A 22,346-nucleotide genomic window follows, 5' to 3' on the forward strand; every position below is an offset into this window, starting at 1 on the left:
GAAATCAGTGAGTAGGAAGCGGTGAAAGGAATTTTCATCTTGAGTGCCTCCAGAAGATTTATCCCAGATGGAACCTGTGGGAATACTTTCCCAGTCACGAAGCTAGATAAGAGTTTAGGTTTATTTTAGTACCATCAGGTTCACAAACTTTTAAATCTAATGCCTTTCTTCTGTGTGAATTTGCTACTGTGGTTTTCCATCAACATGCTGAGATTACTAGTACAAGAAGGCAGAAGTAAGTAGGCAGAGAGAGAGCAGCGTGTTGCGGGGGTTCCCCCCGTTGTAGCGACTGCGGAGAGGAAACTAAGGAATAAAGCCCATAAAACAAGCTTTTTGTCTGGTTGCGATGGTAGGTTTATTTCCGCGATGCTGTACTAGTTTACGAAAAGCTGCTGAAGCGTGTGCGTCTTCGTAAGGTAGACGCAAGCTACGCAACGACGCATTTGAATCGCTCAAAAAACTCCTGATTTCATCCTGGAGGAGATTTATCAGCGCATTTTTACACCAATTGGCTTCTGTGTGTTATTTAGATATGGTGAAGTTTAACTGCTGCTGATGAAATCTGTGTAAAAGTGAAGGAACAAAAAATCGATGTACCTACGTCTATCTGCTCATCTACCAGGGCAGACTGTAAACTTCATCCCGATTGTTGGAGTGTGGGGATGAAGGTAATTGGTGTTCTTAGTTATACAGCTCTTAGCATCTCTCCTCGTACTAATAACTGTTGACTAACGACTGTTGACTAATAACTATTTTGTAATTGATACTATGAAAAACGTTCTCAGATATCATACTACCACAAGCCAAGCGAGAGTGTTGACCGCCTTGCTATTAACTGGTGTGTTGTCGGTTGGAAGTGGAATGACACTAATCCAAAGTGCATTAGCATTACCTTTAGATGGAAATTCACAAATTTCTAATCCAGTTAATTTAAGAGGCAGAACTAGAAGTTTACCTCGACAGGTGACAAATGCGATTTTTAAAGATATATCGCGTCAACAAGGAATTCTACCTAATAATCTAGATATTACTGAATATACCCAAAAAAATTGGCGCAACGGTTGCTTAGAATTACCCAAATCAGGTGAGCTTTGCACACAGGCTTTAATTCCTGGTTGGCGGGTTGTAGCGACTGATGGTAAGCAGAATTGGGTTTATCATAGTAATAATAACGGGCGTTCTTTACGGTTAGCAAGTAGTACTAACTCCAATAATGGCGGCAAAGTTCAAAATTTACCCCAGTCTGTCAAAAATGCTGTTTTCAAAGCCGCAACCAAGCATCTTGGCATACTACCAACTAATGTCGATATTATTCAATCAGAATCACAAAGTTGGAGTGATGGTTGTTTAGGGCTTGGTGATATTAATGAAATCTGTTCGCAAGCAATTGTCCCTGGTTGGCGTGTAGTTGTTGGTTCCCAGGAAGAAGCTTTAGTTTATCACGTTAATGGTACAGGTTCGGTGTTGCGCCTTAACGAAGGGGAAAGCCAAATCCGAGGCAAGAATTTGCCGCAGAAAGTTGGTAATGCGGTAATTGAGAAAGTGAGTAAAATCTCAGGTTTACCACGACGTGGAATTTCTATTATCAAGCATCAACGCCAAACTTGGAATTCCTATTCCTATTGTCCTCCCGATGTTGATTGTTTATCTACCAGTAACCAAATTGATGGTTGGGAAGTTACAGTTAGTGATAAGGTAACTAGCTGGACATATTGGAGCGATGATACTGGCACTAAGTTACAACTATCTGCCAAAGGTTTACCCCAAAAAGTCAATAGTGCGGTACTGTCCCAAGTTTCTCAAGCATCTGGTTTACCCCAAAAAGACCTGAATCTTGTTGGTTACAAGCGTCAAGAATGGAACCTTGGTTGTGAAAATATTCCTGCGGGTGCTTTGTGCAAACCGACTAATATTTCCGGTTGGGAAGTAACTCTACAACCTTATAATGGTGGTAAATCTTGGATTTATTTGACAGATAGCAATGGTTCACAGTTAAAGTTAGCTCAAGGTGGAATTAGTAATATTCCAGTTGCAAATGTCAATCTTCCTCAAGACATAACTCAAGTAGTATTAAAAGATGCCTCCCAATGGTCGGGATTAAATGTCAATAGCTTAAAAATTGTCAAGGCAGAAAAAGCAACCTGGACAAATCCTTGTTTATTAACCTATAGTCCGATTTGTAACCGCAAATATCAACCAACTCCCGGTTGGATTGTCACCGTCGATGGTGGACTCAACCCTTGGGTTTATAATGTCAGCAGCGACAAAAAAATCGTTGTGATCGATAAAACTCCAGCGTTGTCAGCTAACGCAGCAAAAGTAATTAAGCAAGATATAGTTAAACGCCTAAGGGAAAAGACTTCCCTCACCAGTTTGCGCGTAACTGAAATTAAAAGTTTAGATTATTGGGTTGATGATTGTGCAAATGGCAGCAATTGTAACCGTCCCCAAGGTTATTTTGATTCCCAAGTCACAGTATCCAACGGTCGGCAAAATTGGATTTACAATTTAGTTAAAGATGGTTCTCGGTTTGAATATGCAGCAGTGGCAAGTATGCCAAAATCGCTCATTGATGCGGTTTTGACAGATGCTCGACAACGCACCCAAGCTAAAATTACCTTATCTCGCAAAAATATTATTTCCGCAGAAAAAGTACAGTGGAGTTCCCTGTGTCTTGGTTTAGAGGGAACCTGTGGTCAGAAAATAGTTGATGGTTGGAAAGTGACAGTTGCGGCAGGACGCGATCGCTTAATCTATCATACCGATGATAAGTCCACAGCGAAGCTAAATATTGCTGCGAGTAAAATCAACGGAAACGTAGCTACAGTAGATGGTGTAAAAATTCCCAGCAACCAATTACCAGAAGCTTTAACCGATGGTGTTATCTTCCGACAAATTAGTAGTGGTGGATTCGCTGGTAGAACTTATCAAGTAGTACTACTCAAGGATGGACGTTTGATTCAAACACTTGAAGGTGATGCAAATGACTCCGAACGCAGAGTATTCAGTGTTTCCCCTGAGGAAGTCCAGAAGTTTCAAAAGCTGTTAGCACGTCAGGATAATAAGTTCCAAAACATCACCTATCCTGCACCCAATGGTGCCGCAGATTACATAACTTATACTCTCACAAGTGGAAAAGGTACAGTTCAGTACAATGATATTTCCCGCGAGAGTCTCCCACGTAGCATTCAAGTTGTAGTTAAGACATGGAATAGTTTGAACGATACCGTCAAACAGCAAGCTACTGGCAATTAAATCAGGAAACAGTTATCAAGCCGTATGGTGGGGAATTTAAACCCGGCATAAATACACCCTATTCCTAGTATCCCAATGTAGAGACGCGATATATCGCGTCTCTCTTAATTTCATTATTCTTAAAAAGTCCGGTAGTGCGGTATCTGTTGCTTAAGTTAAATCAACCAAAAAGTTGTAAAATCAGATGGGGTGTTGTAATTAATTAGAGGTAGCCGTGGCGCTAAAACGCTTCATCATCGAGATGGGGATGGGTATCGATCAACATGGACAAGAACCCACCATAGCAGCAGCCCGTGCCGTGCGGAATGCGATCGCAAACAATGCTTTATTAGGAATATGGGAAGTCGCAGGATTAAGTCATCCTGATGAAATGATTATTGAAGTCCAGGTTGCAGTCCCATATCCCGAACAAGTCCGCAGCGAGGAAGTCTTAGCAGTATTACCTTTTGGTCGCAAAACCTTAAAACTAGAATCGGGGGGAATGGTAGTAGCCGGAAGGGCAATTCCTGAACTCGCAGATAAAAACGATGATATGTTAATGGCTGTGGCAGCAGTCACAGTTTTTGTTGATATTGATTAGTGTAAGTAGAACAGCGCGACACACGTAGAGACGTTCCGGCGGAACGTCTAGACAAGGTTTTGATATTTATTCGTGATTCAAATACATTAAAATTGCTGTAAATCAAAATCAAGTATAATCCCATACTTTCCTCGATGCCTAATCAAGTATGACCTTTTCTCGACTAGCAAATTTTATCCAAGAGTATATCTATAGTCATAATTGGCAGGAATTAAGACCAATTCAATTAGCTGCATGTGAAGTTATTTTTGACACAGATGCCCACTTGTTAATTGCTGCTGCAACCGCTGAAGGTAAAACTGAAGCGGCTTTTTTACCGGTGATTACAGTACTACAGGAACAGCAACCCCAAAGTATTGGTGTTATTTATATTGGTCCAATTAAAGCATTAATTAATGATCAATTTGAACGTTTAAATGGTCTTTTAAAGGAAGCAGATATTCCAGTTTTTCCTTGGCACGGTGATATTTCCCAAAGTTCCAAAAATAAAGCATTAAAAAGTCCCAGAGGAATCTTACAAATTACCCCAGAATCTTTAGAAAGTTTTTTAATTAATAAAAATCATGATCTAGTTAGACTATTCGGTGATTTGCGATTTGTCATCATCGACGAAATTCATACCTTTTTAGGTACAGAAAGAGGATGTCAACTGCTTTGTCAGTTGGCTAGATTAGCAAATATTACCGGGAAGCAACACCGTCGAATTGGTTTATCAGCAACTCTCGGAGATTATTCCCTAGCAGAAGCTTGGCTATCTTCAGATACTAACAAGCGAGTGATTACACCTCTGGTAGAAACAAAAAAACGCCAGATCAAGCTATCTATAGAACATTTTTATGACTATGAAACCGAAGATAGCTTAGTCTCTGATTCTCCCTATTATCGTCATGTATTTAATCTTAGTAAAGCTAGAAAATGCCTAATATTTGCCAATAATAAATCAAAAACTGAATCGGTAATTTCATCATTGCGTCAAATTGCGACAGATGAACAGGAACCAGATATTTATCATGTTCACCACGGAAGTATCTCCCCTAGCTTACGTCAAACAGCTGAAAGTGCTATGCGTGAGAAAAATAAACCAGCCGTAACAGCAGCAACTCTCACATTAGAATTGGGAGTTGATATTGGTAATTTAGAACGAGTTATCCAACTAGAATCACCAATGTCAGTAGCCAGTTTTCTCCAGCGATTAGGCAGAACAGGAAGACGCGGAGAAGCTGCGGATATGAGATTTGTTTGTGCAGAAAATGTTTTTTCTTCAGAAACACCGCTTCCAGAACAAATACCTTGGCAACTACTACAAAGTATTGCAATTATTCAACTATATATGGAAGAGCGCTGGGTTGAACCATTTAAACCAGTTAAATATCCGTTGAGCTTATTGTATCACCAAACTATGAGCATAATTGCAGCGACAGGGGAAATTTCTCCAGCATTATTAGCAAAACAGATATTAACTTTATCGACGTTTTCATCTATTTCTCAAGATGATTTTAAACTATTTTTAAACTACTTGATTGACATTAACCATATTCAAAAAACTGATAAAAGTAAATTAATTTTAGGTTTAGCCGGTGAAAAAATTGTCAATCGCTTCCAATTTTATGCTGTTTTTCCAGAGAATTTAGAGTTTGCTGTCAAACACGCCGGAAAAGACATTGGAAGTATCGCTATGATGCCAAGTGTTGGCAGTCAGTTTGGTTTAGCTGGGAGAACATGGCGAGTTTTAGAAGTTGATTTTCGCAAAAAAGCTGTTTCTGTAGAAGCAGTAGAAGGACAAGCGGGAATTTCTTGGCGTGGTGGAAGTGGAGTGATTCACAGTCAGGTTTTACAAAAAATGAGACAGATTTTAGGTGAGGAAACTGAATATGTATATTTGAGTAAAAAAGCTTCGCAGCGTTTGCAAGAAGTACGTAATTTAGCACAGGAAAAAGGGTTTGTTCAAAAGAATATTTTTGATTTAGGAAAAGGTAAATGTTGTATTTTTCCTTGGATGGGTACGGTAGCATATCGAACATTAGAGCGATTAATCAATAGCTTTTGCCGTGACACATTACAAATTAAAAGTATTGGTGGAACAAACCCATACTATTTGTTGCTAAAATTGCCCCAAGATAAAATTGATGATGTTTATTCTGAGATAACTGCCTTGTGCAATCAGCGAATAATTCCCGAACATTTAGTAAGTGAAACTGAAGCCCCAGAGATTAACAAATATGACGAGTTTGTTCCTTTTCCATTACTAAGAAAAGCATTTATCTATGATTATTTAGATTTAGAAGAATTAAAACAGATGATCGGGGAATGGAAAAGTTAATGAAAAGTAGTGTGGCTATATTCTTCAAATTCAATCCCTCATCGCTCAAATTCTCTTGTTATACTACAAACGGGTAAAACCTGAAGTTATGTCATGCTGTAGCTCTATTTTGAAAACATCCCATACCCATACTTTAAAAAACGATTTGTAAGTAATGCAATTAAAAACTGAGCTATATCTGAATCAAAAAAAGCGTTGGCAACCGAGAGGCAAAGTAATTCTGGCTCAGTATGATGTAGATTCAATCGTTGTTTACCAAGCTTATCGTCCCTCGATTGGACACTTTGCAGCACAGCATGGTTATTTTGGTGGAGACTTTAAATTGTCGCGGATGACTTGGATTAAGCCGAATTTTCTTTGGATGATGTACCGTTCTGGGTGGGGGACAAAAAAAGATCAGGAAGTGACGTTAGCAATTCGTATTCAGCGTTCTGCATTTGATACGATCCTAGCTCAAGCAGTTCACTCAAAGTATATTCCTGAGATTTATCAGAATCAGCAAGCATGGAGCCAAGCAGTCAAAAGGTCTGATGTGCGTCTACAATGGGATCCAGACCACACTCCAACAGGTGAAAAAGTTGAGCGTCGGGCAATTCAGTTGGGTTTGCAGGGTGAAACTGGTATCAAGTATTCGCAAGAATGGATTATGAACATCGAAGATATTTCAGAATTTGTAGCAGAACAACGGCAGCACCTTATTTCACAGAATTACGATGCACTTCTGACACCAAGGGAGTACCCTTATGAAGTCAATAATTTAGAGATAGCAAGAAGATTGCAGCTATCAGTCTGTATTCCTCAAGCGGAACAAGAGGATCTAAATCATGAACACAGCCAAAATTAGCACTGGTGGCACCCATCAAATTGTGATATTAACTGAAAACTTTCTAGATTTATTCAGCTTGCTTTAACTATCAACTAATTTACGCTGAATTACATCTAGTAACTCATTCGCAGTACAGGGTTTAGACAAAAAGGCTTTTACACCTAATTCCTTCGCTTGATTAACGTTGTGGTTGGATAGCAAACCACTGATGGCGATAATTTTCACATCCGGATTAATTTGCTTGAGAGTGTGAATAGCATTCACGGAGTGACTTCCTGGGAGTATTGCACCTTCCACCGAATGCATCATCATATCGAGTAAAATTAAATCTATATCCTGTTGGTTTTGAGCATAAACTGTCATCGCTTCTACTCCATCGCTAGCTGTTAAAACCCGATAATTAAAGGCTTCTAAAGTCGATTGTGTAACTTTACGTATAGCTAATTCATCATCCACTACCAAAATTAACTCCCCATTCCCCGGAGAAATTGCCACTTCTGGAGTTGGGCTAGAAACATCACCATAGTCACAAGCAGGTAAATAAACCTGAATCTGAGTTCCTTTCCCCACTTGACTATGAACATTGACAAAACCACCATGACTTTTAATAATTCCTATGGTGGTAGAAAGTCCTAAACCTGTACCTTTACCGATATCCTTGGTGGTGAAAAATGGCTCAAAAATCCGTTCTTGGATTGATTGGGGTATACCAATACCTGTATCTTCGACGACTATTTTTAGATAAGTACCCTGACAAGCGTTAAGATTTAACTTTGCATACTCTTGATCCACTAGAAAATTTTCGGCAGAAATCCGGAGATATCCACCATTTTCCATTGCATCCCTGGCATTCACCACTAAATTCATCAGTACCTGGTGCAATTGGGTTGTATCACCGCAGACATAATTCAATGTGGGGGCAATCTTCACTTGGCAAACAATTGATTTGGGGAAAGCTTCGGTGACAATTTGCTCAATTTCGGCAATTAGTTGTTTCACGTCAACAACTATTCGCTTACTTTCCATCCCTCTGGCAAAGGATAACACCTGTTTAACTAAATCAGCACCTCGTTTGACGTTATTTTCCAAGGTTTTGAGGAGTTTTTGCTGTTCTTTTTCCCCCAATTTCATTTGTAGTAACTGTATCGACATGAGAATTGGAGATAGAACATTATTTAAATCGTGGGCAATACCTCCTGCCAGTGTACCAATACTTTCTAGCCGTTGCGATCGCATCAGCTGAGTTTCCAGTTGTTTTTTCTCAGTTATATCGGTATTTACTGTCAAAATAGACTTGGGATTGCCTTTTTCATCACGTAACAAAGTCCAGCGACTTTCTACTATAATTTGGGTGTCATCACTGCAAACCTGCTGTAACTCTCCTTTCCAATCACCATATTGAATCACATGGGCAAGGGTTTTTTCTAGTTGCGATGAACCTGGCTGGTATAATAAGTATGAAGCATCTTTTTCTAAAACTTCTTCACCACTCCACCCATACAGACGTTCTGCACCCTTATTCCAATAGAGAATTTTACCTCGAATATCTTGAACTAAAATTCCATCAACTGCCACATCCAATAATGCTGCTTGTTCCCGAATCTTTTGTTCTGATAGCTTGCGGGTGGTGATATCCCGTGTCACAGCTAAATGTAAAAAAGTCCCATCCGACTCATTTACCAAAGGAACCGCAGAGGTTTCCATCCATCTTCTAGTTCCTCGATACCCCACAACCTCATACTCTAAAGTTCCTCGATACCCTCGACAAATGCTGTCATGAAAAGACAAAAACGCGCTGTGATAGTCCTGTACAATTAATGCGATCGCGCTTTTACCTACAACCTGTTCTACCGTATCTACCTCCAGCATCATCAACCCAGAAGCATTAATTTCTAACAAAGTCCCATCTTGGGCAATTAACTGAATACACTCAGGTTCAGCATCAATTATTGCCCGTAATCTATTCTCACTATGGGATAACCGTTGTTGTGTCAACTTAATCCGAGTCAAATAATTTCTCAACACATAATACAACACCGAAATTAACCCCAAATCCCCACATGTGGCAATACTTGAAGTTGTCATTGCAGTCTGAAAACTAGTTTTTGACTGCCGTATTTTTTGTTCCAGTAGCTTTTGTTCTTTAGCTTCAAATTTTTGGACTAATTTTTGAATATCATCAGTTACTAATCTTTGAGGTTCTGATAAAAACAAATTCGCAGCATCTCGTAAATTTTGCTTTTTCCTAGATTCTACCTCTTGCTGAAATAATTTAAAACTCTGATAAATTTGACTACTAAGTAGCTTAATATACTTTTGTTCTTTTGGATGGTTATCTGTAATATTCTGCAATTCGTGGAGATTATTCTCAGTCTGTTTCAAACCTTTGAGATAGGCATCCAAATAAACTTGACCTGTGGTAATTAAGTAACCTCTTTGTGCAGTTTCAGTATTATTAAATGCTGATAAAGTTCGCTCCAACTGCGTCATCACTTGCAATGAACGAATTACCCAATGCTGATTATGCATTAGTGTAATTGTATTTCCGTAGGAAATCATCCCATTCATCACAATCACAATCAATATCAACCAAAAAATCACCGTCAGCTTTTTTGTAAAAGACAGTCTCATAATCTTCCTTGGGATTTTCGCATGAGATGCTAGTTGCTACCCCAATAAATAGAAGTTCTTCATTGAGAATATTAAATCCGCCAAAATATTTTGATTTGATTTGGCTAAAAAATGCAGGGAAGTCAACAATAACCACTCAAGTCCAGACATACTGTATCGATTTACTCAATTAGTCCAAAACGTAAATTATTTATCCTCCAAACTTGCATCTTTATAAATGATGGGATAATGTTATTATGGGCACTACCTAACCTTTCTAGAACAAAAAATAAAAATCACTTTTGTGCAAATCGTTAAATAATCCAGCCTCAAGTCTCCAAGTTCATCCCCAACTCCACAGGATTCAATAACTTCCAGATTTAACTCTTCCAATTTTCTTAATAATTTGATTCAATAATCTTGACAATAGTCACCCTATCTGCAAATAATATTTGTTTGTGGAAACCTTAGCTTTTTAAAATAAAAACTTGGCTAACGTTATTGTTATAGGTGCCCAATGGGGCGATGAAGGAAAAGGTAAGATAACAGATTTACTCAGCCGCTCCGCAGATGTGGTAGTTCGCTACCAAGGGGGTGTCAATGCTGGGCATACAATTGTAGTTAAAGGACAAACATTTAAGCTACATTTGATTCCATCTGGTATTTTGTATCCAGATACCGAATGCATTGTTGGATCCGGAACGGTAATTGACCCACAAGTTTTGATCGGCGAACTCGATCAACTCGAACAACTGGGAATTTCCACCGCTAATCTATATATCTCGGAAACAGCGCATGTCACAATGCCCTACCATCGGTTGATTGACATTGCATCAGAAGAGCGTCGGGGCAGCCGTAAAATTGGCACAACTGGCAGAGGAATCGGTCCCACCTATGCTGATAAATCTGAGCGCACAGGAATCCGAATCCTAGATTTAATGGATCCCCAAGGCTTGCGCGATCAAGTTGAGTGGACTATTAACTATAAAAATGTCATTTTAGAAAAACTCTATAATCTGCCGCCACTGAATCCTGAAGAGGTAATTCAAGAATACTTAGGATATGCCGAAAGGTTACGACCCCATATTGTTGACGCATCACTCAGAATCTATGATGCCATTCAACGGCGACGTAACATCCTCTTTGAAGGCGCACAGGGAACCCTACTAGATTTAGATCATGGAACCTATCCATTTGTCACATCCTCCAACCCCGTAGCAGGTGGTGCTTGTGTAGGTAGTGGCTTGGGACCAACCATGATCGATAGAGTAATTGGCGTTGCCAAAGCCTATACAACCCGTGTTGGAGAAGGACCCTTCCCCACCGAGTTAGATGGCGAAATTGGTGAGTTATTATGCGACAAAGGTGCAGAATTTGGCACAACAACCGGACGTAAACGGCGTTGTGGGTGGTTTGATGCTGTAATTGGTCGCTATGCAGTCCGCATCAACGGCTTAGACTGTTTGGCAATTACAAAGCTTGACGTTCTCGATGACTTAGACGAAATCCAAGTTTGTGTAGCTTACGAAATCGATGGAGAAAAATGCGAACATTTCCCCACCAGTTCCCGTAAGTTTAAACAATGTCAACCAATTTACAAAACTGTACCCGGCTGGGGGACACCAACCACTGGTTGTCGTTCCTGGGAAGAGTTACCCCATCAAGCCCAAGACTACTTGAAATATCTAGCCGAGTTGATGGAAGTCCCCATCGCCATCGTTTCCCTAGGTGCTAGCCGCGATCAGACTATCATCTTAGAAGATCCAATTCATGGACCGAAACGGGCATTATTACATGCAGACGGCACACCTGTTTCATTATTGAGTGTATAGGTGTAGAATGGGAGTTTTGCCCATGATTGGGATTTCGTATTTTTAATTTTTGAAGCGTGGAAGTATGGCAATCACAGTTGAATGTAAGCAGCGTCCCGATGGCAGCAAGCCCAATGCTTTGCGTCGTTCTGGTTTAATCCCTGCAAATTTGTACGGTCACAATGGTAGTGAGTCAATTTCCTTGGTTGTTGATGCCAAGGTTGTTGAGCGTTTACTTAAACAAGCTCGTGTTAACAGCACCTCAGTCATAGTAAATATTCCTGAGTTGAATTGGAGTGGTGGAACCGTGCTTCGGGAAGTTCAAAGACACCCTGCAAAAGGTTTTACATACCACCTGAGCTTTTTCGCAAATGCGAAAGGTTAACTTAACTAGTAGTTCTACATCCCCTCAGATCCCCGACTTCTTGAAGAAGTAGGCAATCTGAATCCCTAAAATCTTAATATTTGAAGATAAAGATTTGAAGAAGCATCTAAGTACCAGAGTTATTACTCTGGTATTTTTGTTATGCTGCCTTGGACTAAATGTCACACAGAAAGTAGATTCTTATCATGACTGAAATTATACTGCCAGATTTAATTCAACAAATGCTGCAACCGGGTTTTTATCCTCACCAGGTTAAAGAACCAATTCAACTAATTCAAACTCACTGTTCCTATGTGTTGCTGACTGGCGATTTCGTCTACAAGTTGAAAAAACCCGTTAATTTCGGCTTTCTCAATTACTCAACACTAGAACTGCGACAAAATTTTTGCAACGAAGAATTACGCCTTAATCAACGCGGTGCATCACAATTATATGTAGAAGTATTACCCATTACCCAGGAAGGGGGAAAATATCAGTTAGCTGGCGGCAAAGAAGCAATTGAATATACCCTCAAAATGCGGGAATTCCCTGATGATGCTTTATTCAGCACCATGTTTGAACAGGGAAAAATAGGTGAAGCTGAAATTGCCGAATTAGCGAAGGTAGTTGCTACTTACCACTCCCAAATTCAAACAAATGAATACATATCTAGTTTTGGTGAAATTCCTCAAGTGCGGGCTGCATTCGATGAAAACTATCAACAAACAGTAAACTATATAGGTGGTCCCCAAACAGCCCAACAGTTTGAAGAAACCAAAAATTATACCGACAACTTTTTTGCCACCAAAACAGAACTATTCAAAAGTCGGATTGCTGGAAACTTCATCCGAGAATGTCACGGAGATTTGCACCTGAGAAATATTTGTTTGTGGCACGATCAAATTTTATTATTCGACTGTATCGAATTTAATGAGCCATTTAGATTTGTAGATGTGATGTACGAACTGGCATTTACAGTTATGGATTTGGAAGCGAAACAACGTCCTGATTTAGCTAATGTTTTTCTAAACACCTACATTGAACAAACAGGTGATTGGGAAGGTTTACAGTTATTACCTCTGTATCAAAGTCGGCAAGCTTACGTTAGGGCAAAAGTAACTTCATTTTTACTTGATGACCCTAGTGTACCTGCGGATGTGAAAGCAGAAGCTAGTCAAACAGCAGCAGCATACTATCAACAGGCTTGGAACTATACAAAACCCCGCCAAGGTAAATTGATTTTGATGTCCGGTGTATCTGGTTCCGGAAAAAGCACCACAGCTAAGTATTTAGCACAGCAGTTAGGGGCAATTCATTTACGTTCTGATGCAGTCCGGAAGCATTTGGCTGGCGTACCGCTATATGAAAAAGGCAGCAATGATTTATACTCGGCGGAGATGACAGAAAAGACCTATTCTCGTTTATTGAAATTGGGAATCTTACTAGCCGATCAGGGATACACAGTCATATTAGATGCTAAGTACGATCGCCAAAATACACGAAAAGATGTAATTAAAGCAGCAACAGCCCAAGAAATCCCCTTGCAAATTATTCAATGCACCGCACCAGTAGAAATTCTCAAAGAACGTTTAGAAAAGCGTCAGGGTGATATTGCCGATGCAACTGCCGATTTGCTAACATCACAGCTTCAGCAAGTGGAACCATTCACTGATGCTGAGAAAATCTATGTAAAAATTTTGAACACAACTGAGCCATTAACGGCACAATTAAATGGTGTAATTCGCCAGTAGTATTTCTCTTATGGCAAAAAATAATAATAATCCGTTCTCTATTCCACCTAATTTTACTTCCCAATTAGTATTTGGGCTGTTTCTGACACTAATTTTACTCATGATTGGCTGGAGTCCCACCTGGAGTATATTTTTAGGGATAGCGTCGGGTTTTACCCTCACGTTATTGGGTGAAGCAAGTAAAAACGCCTCGCAACCCCAAACTTTGGGGACTTCTGAGGGTATTGATGCCGGGCTAAAATATTGGCTGTTTTTCTTAGCAGGTTTTGTGCTGATGAAATATACGCCACCTTTTAGTGTTTTACTAGGGTGTCTGGCTGGTTTCGGCGGAGGCATGATTATTGCTTTTTGGGAGAGTAAAGAAACAACTCAAACTGACCTATCGAAAGAACTATCAGAGGAAACTGATGTGGAGTTGTTGCCTAAAGTCACCATAAAAAGACGGAGAATGCCTGTACGTCGTTCTCGTCGTCCTAGTGGGCAGATTAATTTGAAGTTTTGGGAAAGGTAAGGGAAAACACTGATACTTTTGTTGTCAAATAACTCAGTACCTGCCTGGGAACACATTGCTGGAGGGAGAGCCTAGGCTCTCCCTCCAGTGTGTATCTACGGTGTACGGTGTACAAACAAGTCGGTAAATCCATCACTCCGCCTGGGAGTGAAAATCCCACTCTGACAGCACAAGTCCATTAAAACAATTCGCAATACCCGCCAAGGGTGGGAAGCAAGCTACGCAATACTTTAGCTACTAGCCAGCCGTTTCAAACGTTGGCGGGCGTGGGATTACAGAAAATCTAGGGAATTCAAGACTTGCTTTGAAATTTGGTTTTAGGGGGCAAAACTATGCCAAGCTTGAGACACTACGCTCGTTAACCACCGACGTTGTTGACGATCCAGTAAACTATCATCAGCGAGTATTTGAGATTTGAGTTCTTCTAAAGATTGACCTTGATCACGAACAACTTTAATCACACCTGCAATGGCAGCTGCGACTAATTCTTCATCAATTGGCTTTTGCCGTAGGTCAAAGATTTCTTGAGGGTTATCGGGAATGGGATAATTCATGGTGTGAGTTAGTTAGCGAGTTTAATAGAGATGATAATTTTGAGTCAAATCTTAAAGTTTTGTAACTGAATTTTCATTTATTCAACTAATAGCGCGGAGTTTACCGCATTTTGCCCTGTTATTAAATCTGTCTGAGTGAATAGATTTACTGGATACTGACAAAAATGAGAGAACTACTTTACCTTGAAATTCCCACTCCGGATACAGATTCTGTGCGCGATTGGCTACAAACAGAATTTGTACCGGGAATTGGAGAGAAAAGATCAACGACCTCAGGTTGTTGCCTGAGAATGTCTGGTAATACAACTACAAAAGGAGCAATTCCCGAAAATTTACTGACGGAACTAGCTATTTTTGTTTGGTCTGTACAACGCACTACTTACCTCAAGGTATTCCGCTGGGGTGAAAGTATTTTTCCTGGGGAAGGAAAAATAATCCAAAATTTAATCAAAGATATTAGAATCCGTTTTCCCCACAACTATCCAGAGCCACCAGCAATTGATTTATCTCAACAATCAATTTTTGCAGCTTTGGAACCATATTATCCCCTCACGGCAAAATATTTTCAAAAAATGCCCAACGGGGAATATGATTTGCAGCGTGTTTATTGGTGGGAAAAGCGGTGGCGTGAGGGTGTGAGAAATCCCCAACAGCCGAAACAGGTCATTTTTGGGGAAATTGGGGAAAAACCTTCAGCTTCTGTGCCAAAATATGATCTAATCTATATTGGTGGTGCCTTGGGTGTAATCCATGCAGCGGCAATGGCAAAACTGGGTTATAAAGTTTTGTTGATAGAGAGATTACCCTTTGGTCGAATGAATCGAGAATGGAATATTTCCCGTGATGAAATTCAATGTTTAGTAGATTTGGGGTTATTAAGTTCATCTGAAGTGGAATCTATCATTGCCCGTGAATACAAAGATGGGTTTAATAAGTTCTTTGATAGTAATAATCCTCCCCATCTCAAAGCCCCAATTTTACATACTCCCAACGTGTTGAATCTTGGTTTAGATTCAGAAAAACTACTGCAAGTGTGCGGGCAAAAACTCAAAGCGATGGGTGGTGAGATTTGGGATGAAACAGAATTTTTGAATGTCAAAATTTCTGATTCCCAAGTGACATTAAATCTCAAAAACTTAGGAAATCAGACGGAAAAACAAGCTCATGGCAGACTATTAGTAGATGCAATGGGAACTGCATCACCCATTGCTTGGCAATTAAATGGAATTCGTGCCTTTGATAGTGTTTGCCCAACAGTAGGGGCTGTAATTGAGAGTGGTTTTGAGCCGGGAGTATGGGATTCTGAATATGGAGATGTCTTATTTAGCCATGGAGATGTGTCAAGGGGGAGACAGTTAATTTGGGAACTATTCCCAGCAAGTGATGAAGAATTAACCTTTTACCTATTCCACTATCATCAAGTCAACGCCGAAAATCCTGGTTCTCTGTTGGAAATGTACGAAGACTTTTTTACAATTTTGCCAGAGTATCGCCGTTGCGATATGGATAAACTGGTGTGGAAAAAGCCAACATTTGGATATATACCGGGTCATTTTAGTACGAGTGGACGCGATCGCACTGTGGCATTTGACCGCTTAGTAGCGATAGGAGATGCCGCTTCTCTACAATCACCGTTGGTTTTCACTGGATTTGGTTCCTTGGTACGGAATTTAGAACGTCTTACTACCCTCCTTGATACAGCACTCAAACATAATTTACTCAAATCACACCACCTCAACCAAATCCGTGCCTTCCAAAGTAATATTGCTGTCACCTGGATGTTTTCTAAGGGAATGATGGTTCCCACTGGAAAATTTATCCCCCCAGAAAGAATCAACTCCATGTTGAATAATTTCTTTGGCTTATTGGCAGATGAACCAATGGAAGTCGCAGACAACTTCATCAAAGATAGATTTGATTGGTTTACCTTCAATCGACTTGCCCTCAAAGCTGCCCGAAAAAACCCAGCTTTACTGTTGTGGATTTGGGAGTTAGCAGGGACAAAAGATTTGCTGCGGTGGCTAGGCAACTATATCAATTTTTCCCGCCACACAATTGTTAGTATTGTACTTGCTAGCTGGTTTCCAAACTGGATTTACCGGAATCAATCCTGGTTAGAATCTCGCTATCCCGCTTTATGGTTGCGACTACTGACGATTAGTTATGCCATCAAAATCGGGAAACCACCAGAAAAACGGGAGTTTCCCCCACTCAAATCAATAACAAAGACTATTTCTGAGGCTTGAAGAAGAGGAAAATGAGCAGGAAGCAACGAGAATAACAAGCTGATGTGCAGCTAAATTATATAAGTCAAAAACACAAAATGATTGTAGTGCGGGCATCCTGCCCGTATCTTATATACAAATTAGATGCGTTGCAGCTTATTTAGGGCTTATTCAGGTTCAAGTTACAGGGAAATCAGGTGATGGTGGCATTGATGGTTTTAGTATTGCTCGTATTAATGGATTCTTGAGCTTTCATGTTTTGTTTCACTGTCAGCGCTTTAATTGATGGTGAGCAGTTGGTTCAACAATTGAAAGAGTTAGAACTTGGTGTCAAAATAACAATCATTGAGTCTGTGGAGGTTGACACCAAATGGTTTACCAAGATTTAAGATTCAGTTGTTGAATCCATATTTCATAAAATTATTGTTCGATAGACGACAAACGCGATCGCATCCCAGCTAGAATACACCTAATTCGGATTTTAAATTTTGATTACATCTTCGTAAATTTCTGCCATCATCAAATTGAAATTAATGGAATCTAGCTGCAACTCGTCATCTTTCCCTAAGATTTCTAACAACCAATTACCTTCAGCATCTCGACGATAAACTTCTACTTTGATTTCATCTTGGGAAATTAATACATATTCCTGCAAGCTTTCTAAAGTGCGATAATTAACTAGCTTTTCCCGTCTATCTGTAAGTTCTGTGCTAGGTGATAGGACTTCTATAATTAAGCAGGGATAATTTAAGAAAAAACGCTCTTGATCTTGAGAGTCGCAACTAACTATGACATCGGGATAGTAATATATATTCTTATTTTGATTAACCAGTTCGATCCTGACTTTCATGTCAGCCATAAAAACGCTACAGTCACCACCCCGTAAATGAGAGCGTAAGCGTGAGTATGTGTTTCCAGATATCAGATTATGTTGCTTGCTACCTCCAGACATGGCAAATACTTGCCCACCAAAGTATTCGTGACGAATTTCGCTGGTTTGTTCTAACTTCAGGTATTCTTCGATGGTGAACATGTTTACAGGGGACTGCATAATTTTTCCCTTGATTTTTATTATAAAGTAATACTTTTCTCTATTGTCCCATAATCGCTAAAGGGCAGGCACGCGATATTGCTTCCTAATACATCAAGGCATTAGTGAGTGTTCATTATTGGGCTTTTTATGGTTCAATAGTGGTCTGTTTATTTACGCCAACCTTTACTAGGTAGACTACTTGGGGTTTGAATACTGTAAATATTTACGCAAAAAATAATCTAACAGTCTTGTCAAGCCTAACTTTAGTTAAACTTGATTACAAAGTGGAAACATATGCATCACAGCGTGATAGGTTTTGAGCATACTCAGCAACTACTCGGATTTAACAGACCCAACTTAGGAGACGTAAAAAGTGACAACAGAATCCAGCTTCCAAAAGGGTAAAGAAATCGTACGCGAAGACTTTAGCGAGTACGTAGCCCATCTCCAGCTTCACATGGCACTACAAGCACGTAATTTGGTACCAACTTTGAACCATACTACTGAAGGTAGTAGAGAAAAATTGTTGCATCAAACTCAAGCTGATTTTGAAAAGCTGATTTCACGGCAAGCAAACTAGATAAGTTAGTTAAGAGAAGTAAAAAGAAGCATAATAGTGTTTCTTTGCAACGAGTCTTACACTTGATAAAATATGCGTTAACTGCCGACATATCCATTACCCTAAAGCACGGCTCTATCCTACTTTCCGACTCATCGGAATTGACGTATGTCATAGTTAATTAGCTTCACTGAAGTTAATTAGCTTCAAAGCTGCACTCAATACATTAACCCAATTTTTTCAAAAATTTGAGGTTGCTAAATTATTTGAGCAAAAATAAAATATAATGGGATTAATGAAAGCGGACTTGACAAAACTGGCAAAATAGCCATTGCAGGTCTGCTTTTAAATCTATATATCAATGATTATTCTTTAGGAACAGTGATAAAACACTAAAAACCGTTATTATCATTAGTGAAACATATATTTACTTTACCCAGTTAACTCAAGCTGAATGGCGGCTTAAATCAAGATGGCTCCATTATTACCCCAAAATCTCAGCGTTGCTATCCGACCAGTACAATACCGGGACTTGGATAGTATTGATCGCCTCAATCAAGAGTCCTTTACAGCTTGTACTCCAGAGGGAGAAGGCTCTGATAAGCAGCAAATGCAGTGGCTGCGTCGTTGGTATGGCTTGCTAAAATTTGCAAGTTGGTTCCCCAATCCGCTGAGATACCGTTTGTGCGCTTATGTTGCCGAACAGGGACGGGTGCTGTTGGGGATGATTAAAGTCTCACCGTTCAACCGCACGCGTAGTACCTGGAGAGTAGATCAGGTTCTTCTCGAAAGGGGTCAGGCACGCTTGGGGGTAGGTTCACAACTTTTACGCTACTGCTTTGAGTCAATTTTAGAAGCCCGAACTTGGATTCTTGAAGTCAATATTAATGATAAGGATGCTTTAGCTCTTTATCGTAAAAATGGTTTCCAACGTCTTGCGGAAATTACTTATTGGGAAATTACGCCTGAGTTGTTGTCAGATCTGGCGCAGTCGGAGCCGGATTTACCCAACTTGTTACCTGTGAGTAATGCTGATGCTCAACTATTGTATCAACTAGATACAGCATCAATGCCCCCATTGGTACGTCAGGTATTTGATCGACAAACCCATGATTTTAAAACCACTTTTTTTGAAGCATTAACTCATGCTGCCAAACAATGGCTAAATCAAGTAGAAGTTGTTAGTGGTTATGTATTTGAACCTCAACGTAAAGCTGCGATTGGTTATTTTGAGATTGTGTTGCACCGCAAAGGGAAGGCAGCACACACGGCAACACTGACGGTTCACCCAGCATACACTTGGTTATATCCAGAGTTGTTATCACAACTTGCTCATGTTGTCCAGGAGTTTCCTAAGCAGTCGTTAAAAATTGCGTCGGCTGATTATCTCCCAGAAGGAGAAGAATATTTGGAGCGAATTGGTGCAAACAGAATTGAACATACATTAATTATGTCTCGCTCGGTGTGGCACAAAGTCAGGGAGTCCAAATTTGTCTCTTTGGAAGGAATTCAATTACCAGAGATGTTACAAGGGTTGCAACCAGCGCGTAAGCCAATTCCTGGGGGAATGTCTTGGCAAGAGCCGAAAAACAAGCTGAAAGAGCAAATTATCAAAAAGAATTCTGTGAATAATTCGGTTATGTTTCCTTACAAACCCTGTAATGTAGAGTTATCAACTGGTAACAGTGAAGTACCTCAAGGGCAGCAGGAGCCACGTAGTGGTTCATGAAGATGAAATAATAGTTGAGTCGTTGGGGGAAGAAGTTGTTTCTTCTCCTCAGTCGCAGCAAAAAAACTCTAAGTATGTTTTGGCTTTGGCTTTAGATGTTGGCACAAAACGCATTGGTGTGGCAGGATGCGATCGCACTGGGTTAATAGCTACTGGAATTACGACAATTGAACGTACCAAGTGGGAATCTGATGTTGAACAAATTCGTCAGTTGGTGGAAGAACGTGAAATCAACATTTTAGTAGTTGGTTTGCCCTACTCTATGGATGGTTCCATCGGGTTTCAAGCCAAACAAACTCAAAAATTCGCCAAAAAACTTAGTAAAATTCTGAAGTTGCCTGTGGAATATGTCGATGAGCGGTTAACTTCCTACCAAGCAGAACAGATGCTACTAGCAGAAAGAAAATCCCCCTCACGTCATAAAGGATTAATCGATCGTAAAGCCGCAGCCTTGATTCTGCAACAGTGGCTAGATGCTCGTAAGATAAATGTGGAAAATCGGAAATATTAAACCTCTGCTGAAAACTGCGTAAGTAAGAGCAAATAGCCGTACTCCCAAACACAGATGCAAACTACACCCCTACCCCTGATTCTGAGTTTTTCGTAAAGTTCCAAGCAACCGTGATATTCTGAAATCTAATACTAGTGGTAATGAAATTAAATTGACCGTTAAATTTAACCAACAACGAGTTAGTTGATTCATGCGATCGCTAGTAGTTATTAAGTCATATACCTTGGCTATGTTTTCCTCTCAATTTCCCGAAGACAATGACAACGATCAAAATGCCTCCATCACTTTAACAGATGAGCAAGGACGGCTACTAGATTGTTATGTCGAACACTCGCTTCTAGTAGAAGGGCAAGAGTACGTCTTACTTCTGCCTGTTGACTCCCCTGTCGAGATTTTTGCTTGGCAGGGTGATGATGAGGAAGAAGAAGCAATTTTAGTGGAAGATGATGCTACCATTGACGAAATTTTTGCTACAGCACAAGCTGTCCTTTCTGAGCAAAATTTAGCCCTCAAAAATACAGCGTATGCACTCACCGTCGCAGGGGAACTACCACCTGTTGAAGAGTCTGAACTCTTCACCCTCGAAATTGAAGACGATAATGCCGATTTAGAACCGGAACAACTTCAGTTGCTTGCCACTTTCTACCACGAAGAACAAGAGTATTCAATTTATACACCACTCGATCCACTTCTGTTTTTTGCACGCACAAGCAAATCAGGTAAACCAGAACTTTTATCACCCGAAGAATTCCGTAAGGTTCAACCGCTTTTAGAAGAACAGTTATTCAATGAAGTTGAATAAATTAGAAATTCAAAATCAAAAATTAAAAAGAGATTTTGCTTAACTTTGTTTTGATCCCGTTGGCGGTAGAACTGATGAGAAAATAGGGAATAGGAGCGAAATTTATTCCTTCAGCCTTTTACAGGTTGGGGGAATCTGTCGTAAAGTAGGATCCTGGAAAATTTAGAACTGGTTTTCTGACTGTAGACAATTAATAATTAATTATGACTTGGAACAATCTGTTACAGCCCGATTTAATTTTAGAAGCACCAATTCTCGATTTAACACCAGGGATGATTCAAAAATATGGTTTAAAAGGCTTAGTTTTGGATGTGGATGAAACCTTGGTACCAATGAAAACGGCTGAAGTGTCCACTGAATTACGAGGGTGGATTGAGGAAATTAGAAAAGTTGCTAGTTTGTGTTTAGTTAGTAATAACATCAGCGAAAATCGCATTGGTGGAATTGCTCGCTCTTTAGATCTACCTTACTACTTAGGTGCTGCTAAACCATCTCGCCGCAAAATTCGAGCAGCATTGCAACAAATGGATTTACCTGTTAACGAAGTGGGGATGGTAGGCGATCGCTTGTTTACAGATGTTGTTGCTGGGAACCGATTGGGAATGTTTACAATCCTAGTTGACCCAATCATACATCCTGGTGCCGCACTGCGATCGCATCCCATCCAAAACCTGGAAGTTTTGATTTCCCAAATTTTAGGTGTATCGATTCCAGCTAAGAAACAAAGAGTTACAGGTGTTCACAAATCTTCAGATAATTAAACTCTCAGCAACAATTATAAAGAAAACATTAAGGAAATCTTTTTGGGGATCAAAATCTGCGAATATAAATACTAGTTAAAACGGGGTCAAAAAACATAAAAACCCTGAAAGTTAATAAGTCATTATATAGCCTGTAAAGCGTCG

19 protein-coding genes are annotated in these 22,346 nt (G+C 39.9%); 15 read left to right on the forward strand and 4 right to left on the reverse strand.

The genetic code is table 11. From position 1 onward, the window contains the following. Positions 1–303 precede the first annotated feature (303 nt). Positions 304–456 (reverse strand): hypothetical protein, encoded by a 153-nt coding sequence (locus tag CAL6303_RS30245; protein WP_158333135.1) that lies wholly within the window; start codon positions 454–456, stop codon positions 304–306. Positions 457–768: 312 nt separating this feature from the next. On the opposite strand from CAL6303_RS30245, the gene CAL6303_RS30700 reads away from it, so the two are divergent. The 4 genes from CAL6303_RS30700 (at position 769) to CAL6303_RS07090 (ending at position 6,999) form a co-directional block, all read left to right on the forward strand. Continuing rightward, a complete protein-coding gene (locus CAL6303_RS30700) occupies positions 769–3,255 on the forward strand; it encodes a hypothetical protein (protein ID WP_015197162.1) in 2,487 nt (828 codons plus the stop codon). Positions 3,256–3,469: 214 nt separating this feature from the next. Further along, positions 3,470–3,835 (forward strand): Lin0512 family protein, encoded by a 366-nt coding sequence (locus tag CAL6303_RS07080; protein ID WP_015197163.1) that lies wholly within the window; start codon positions 3,470–3,472, stop codon positions 3,833–3,835. Positions 3,836–3,983: 148 nt separating this feature from the next. After that, positions 3,984–6,155, forward strand: coding sequence for a DEAD/DEAH box helicase (locus tag CAL6303_RS07085; protein WP_015197164.1), 2,172 nt, complete (start codon positions 3,984–3,986; stop codon positions 6,153–6,155). A 154-nt stretch (positions 6,156–6,309) separates the two neighbouring features. Then, complete coding sequence (locus CAL6303_RS07090) at positions 6,310–6,999, forward strand: DUF4291 domain-containing protein (protein ID WP_015197165.1); 690 nt, start codon at positions 6,310–6,312, stop codon at positions 6,997–6,999. A 63-nt stretch (positions 7,000–7,062) separates the two neighbouring features. On the opposite strand, the gene CAL6303_RS07095 is transcribed toward CAL6303_RS07090, so the two are convergent. Next, on the reverse strand, positions 7,063–9,612 hold the full coding sequence (locus tag CAL6303_RS07095; protein WP_015197166.1) for a PAS domain S-box protein: 2,550 nt from the start codon (positions 9,610–9,612) through the stop codon (positions 7,063–7,065). 467 nt (positions 9,613–10,079) lie between these two features. Between CAL6303_RS07095 and CAL6303_RS07100 the strand changes: the two genes are divergently transcribed. From CAL6303_RS07100 to CAL6303_RS07115, 4 genes are all read left to right on the forward strand, one after another. Next, positions 10,080–11,423: an adenylosuccinate synthase gene (locus CAL6303_RS07100; RefSeq protein WP_015197167.1), complete on the forward strand. Its 1,344-nt coding sequence runs from the start codon at positions 10,080–10,082 to the stop codon at positions 11,421–11,423. A 64-nt stretch (positions 11,424–11,487) separates the two neighbouring features. Then, positions 11,488–11,787, forward strand: a complete 300-nt coding sequence (gene rplY, locus CAL6303_RS07105) for a 50S ribosomal protein L25 (protein WP_015197168.1) — start codon at positions 11,488–11,490, stop codon at positions 11,785–11,787. A 185-nt stretch (positions 11,788–11,972) separates the two neighbouring features. Continuing rightward, positions 11,973–13,517, forward strand: coding sequence for an AAA family ATPase (locus tag CAL6303_RS07110; RefSeq protein WP_015197169.1), 1,545 nt, complete (start codon positions 11,973–11,975; stop codon positions 13,515–13,517). Positions 13,518–13,527: 10 nt separating this feature from the next. After that, positions 13,528–14,028: a hypothetical protein gene (locus CAL6303_RS07115; RefSeq protein WP_015197170.1), complete on the forward strand. Its 501-nt coding sequence runs from the start codon at positions 13,528–13,530 to the stop codon at positions 14,026–14,028. Positions 14,029–14,345: 317 nt separating this feature from the next. Here CAL6303_RS07115 and CAL6303_RS07120 read toward each other — a convergent pair whose 3' ends face one another. Beyond that, positions 14,346–14,582 (reverse strand): hypothetical protein, encoded by a 237-nt coding sequence (locus CAL6303_RS07120; protein WP_015197171.1) that lies wholly within the window; start codon positions 14,580–14,582, stop codon positions 14,346–14,348. 164 nt (positions 14,583–14,746) lie between these two features. Here CAL6303_RS07120 and CAL6303_RS07125 point away from each other — a divergent pair, with 164 nt between their 5' ends. Then, positions 14,747–16,828, forward strand: coding sequence for an NAD(P)/FAD-dependent oxidoreductase (locus tag CAL6303_RS07125; protein ID WP_015197172.1), 2,082 nt, complete (start codon positions 14,747–14,749; stop codon positions 16,826–16,828). A gap of 233 nt (positions 16,829–17,061) precedes the next feature. Further along, the gene (locus tag CAL6303_RS31400; protein WP_255348450.1) at positions 17,062–17,196 is read left to right on the forward strand and encodes a hypothetical protein; all 135 of its coding nucleotides are present in this window, start codon (positions 17,062–17,064) and stop codon (positions 17,194–17,196) included. A gap of 92 nt (positions 17,197–17,288) precedes the next feature. On the opposite strand, the gene CAL6303_RS07130 is transcribed toward CAL6303_RS31400, so the two are convergent. Further along, a complete protein-coding gene (locus CAL6303_RS07130; RefSeq protein WP_015197173.1) occupies positions 17,289–17,858 on the reverse strand; it encodes a Uma2 family endonuclease in 570 nt (189 codons plus the stop codon). A gap of 355 nt (positions 17,859–18,213) precedes the next feature. On the opposite strand from CAL6303_RS07130, the gene CAL6303_RS07135 reads away from it, so the two are divergent. From CAL6303_RS07135 to CAL6303_RS07155, 5 genes are all read left to right on the forward strand, one after another. Next, positions 18,214–18,420 (forward strand): hypothetical protein, encoded by a 207-nt coding sequence (locus CAL6303_RS07135; RefSeq protein WP_015197174.1) that lies wholly within the window; start codon positions 18,214–18,216, stop codon positions 18,418–18,420. Positions 18,421–18,871: 451 nt separating this feature from the next. Beyond that, the gene (locus CAL6303_RS07140) at positions 18,872–20,128 is read left to right on the forward strand and encodes a GNAT family N-acetyltransferase (RefSeq protein WP_015197175.1); all 1,257 of its coding nucleotides are present in this window, start codon (positions 18,872–18,874) and stop codon (positions 20,126–20,128) included. Between the two features lie 22 nt (positions 20,129–20,150). Further along, on the forward strand, positions 20,151–20,639 hold the full coding sequence (ruvX, locus tag CAL6303_RS07145) for a Holliday junction resolvase RuvX (RefSeq protein WP_415748900.1): 489 nt from the start codon (positions 20,151–20,153) through the stop codon (positions 20,637–20,639). A 229-nt stretch (positions 20,640–20,868) separates the two neighbouring features. Continuing rightward, positions 20,869–21,441, forward strand: coding sequence for a DUF3727 domain-containing protein (locus CAL6303_RS07150; protein ID WP_041739200.1), 573 nt, complete (start codon positions 20,869–20,871; stop codon positions 21,439–21,441). 203 nt (positions 21,442–21,644) lie between these two features. Further along, a complete protein-coding gene (locus tag CAL6303_RS07155) occupies positions 21,645–22,202 on the forward strand; it encodes a YqeG family HAD IIIA-type phosphatase (protein WP_015197178.1) in 558 nt (185 codons plus the stop codon). Positions 22,203–22,346: the final 144 nt, after the last annotated feature.

The sequence above is a fragment of the Calothrix sp. PCC 6303 genome, assembly GCF_000317435.1.
Lineage (GTDB): Bacteria > Cyanobacteriota > Cyanobacteriia > Cyanobacteriales > Nostocaceae > PCC-6303.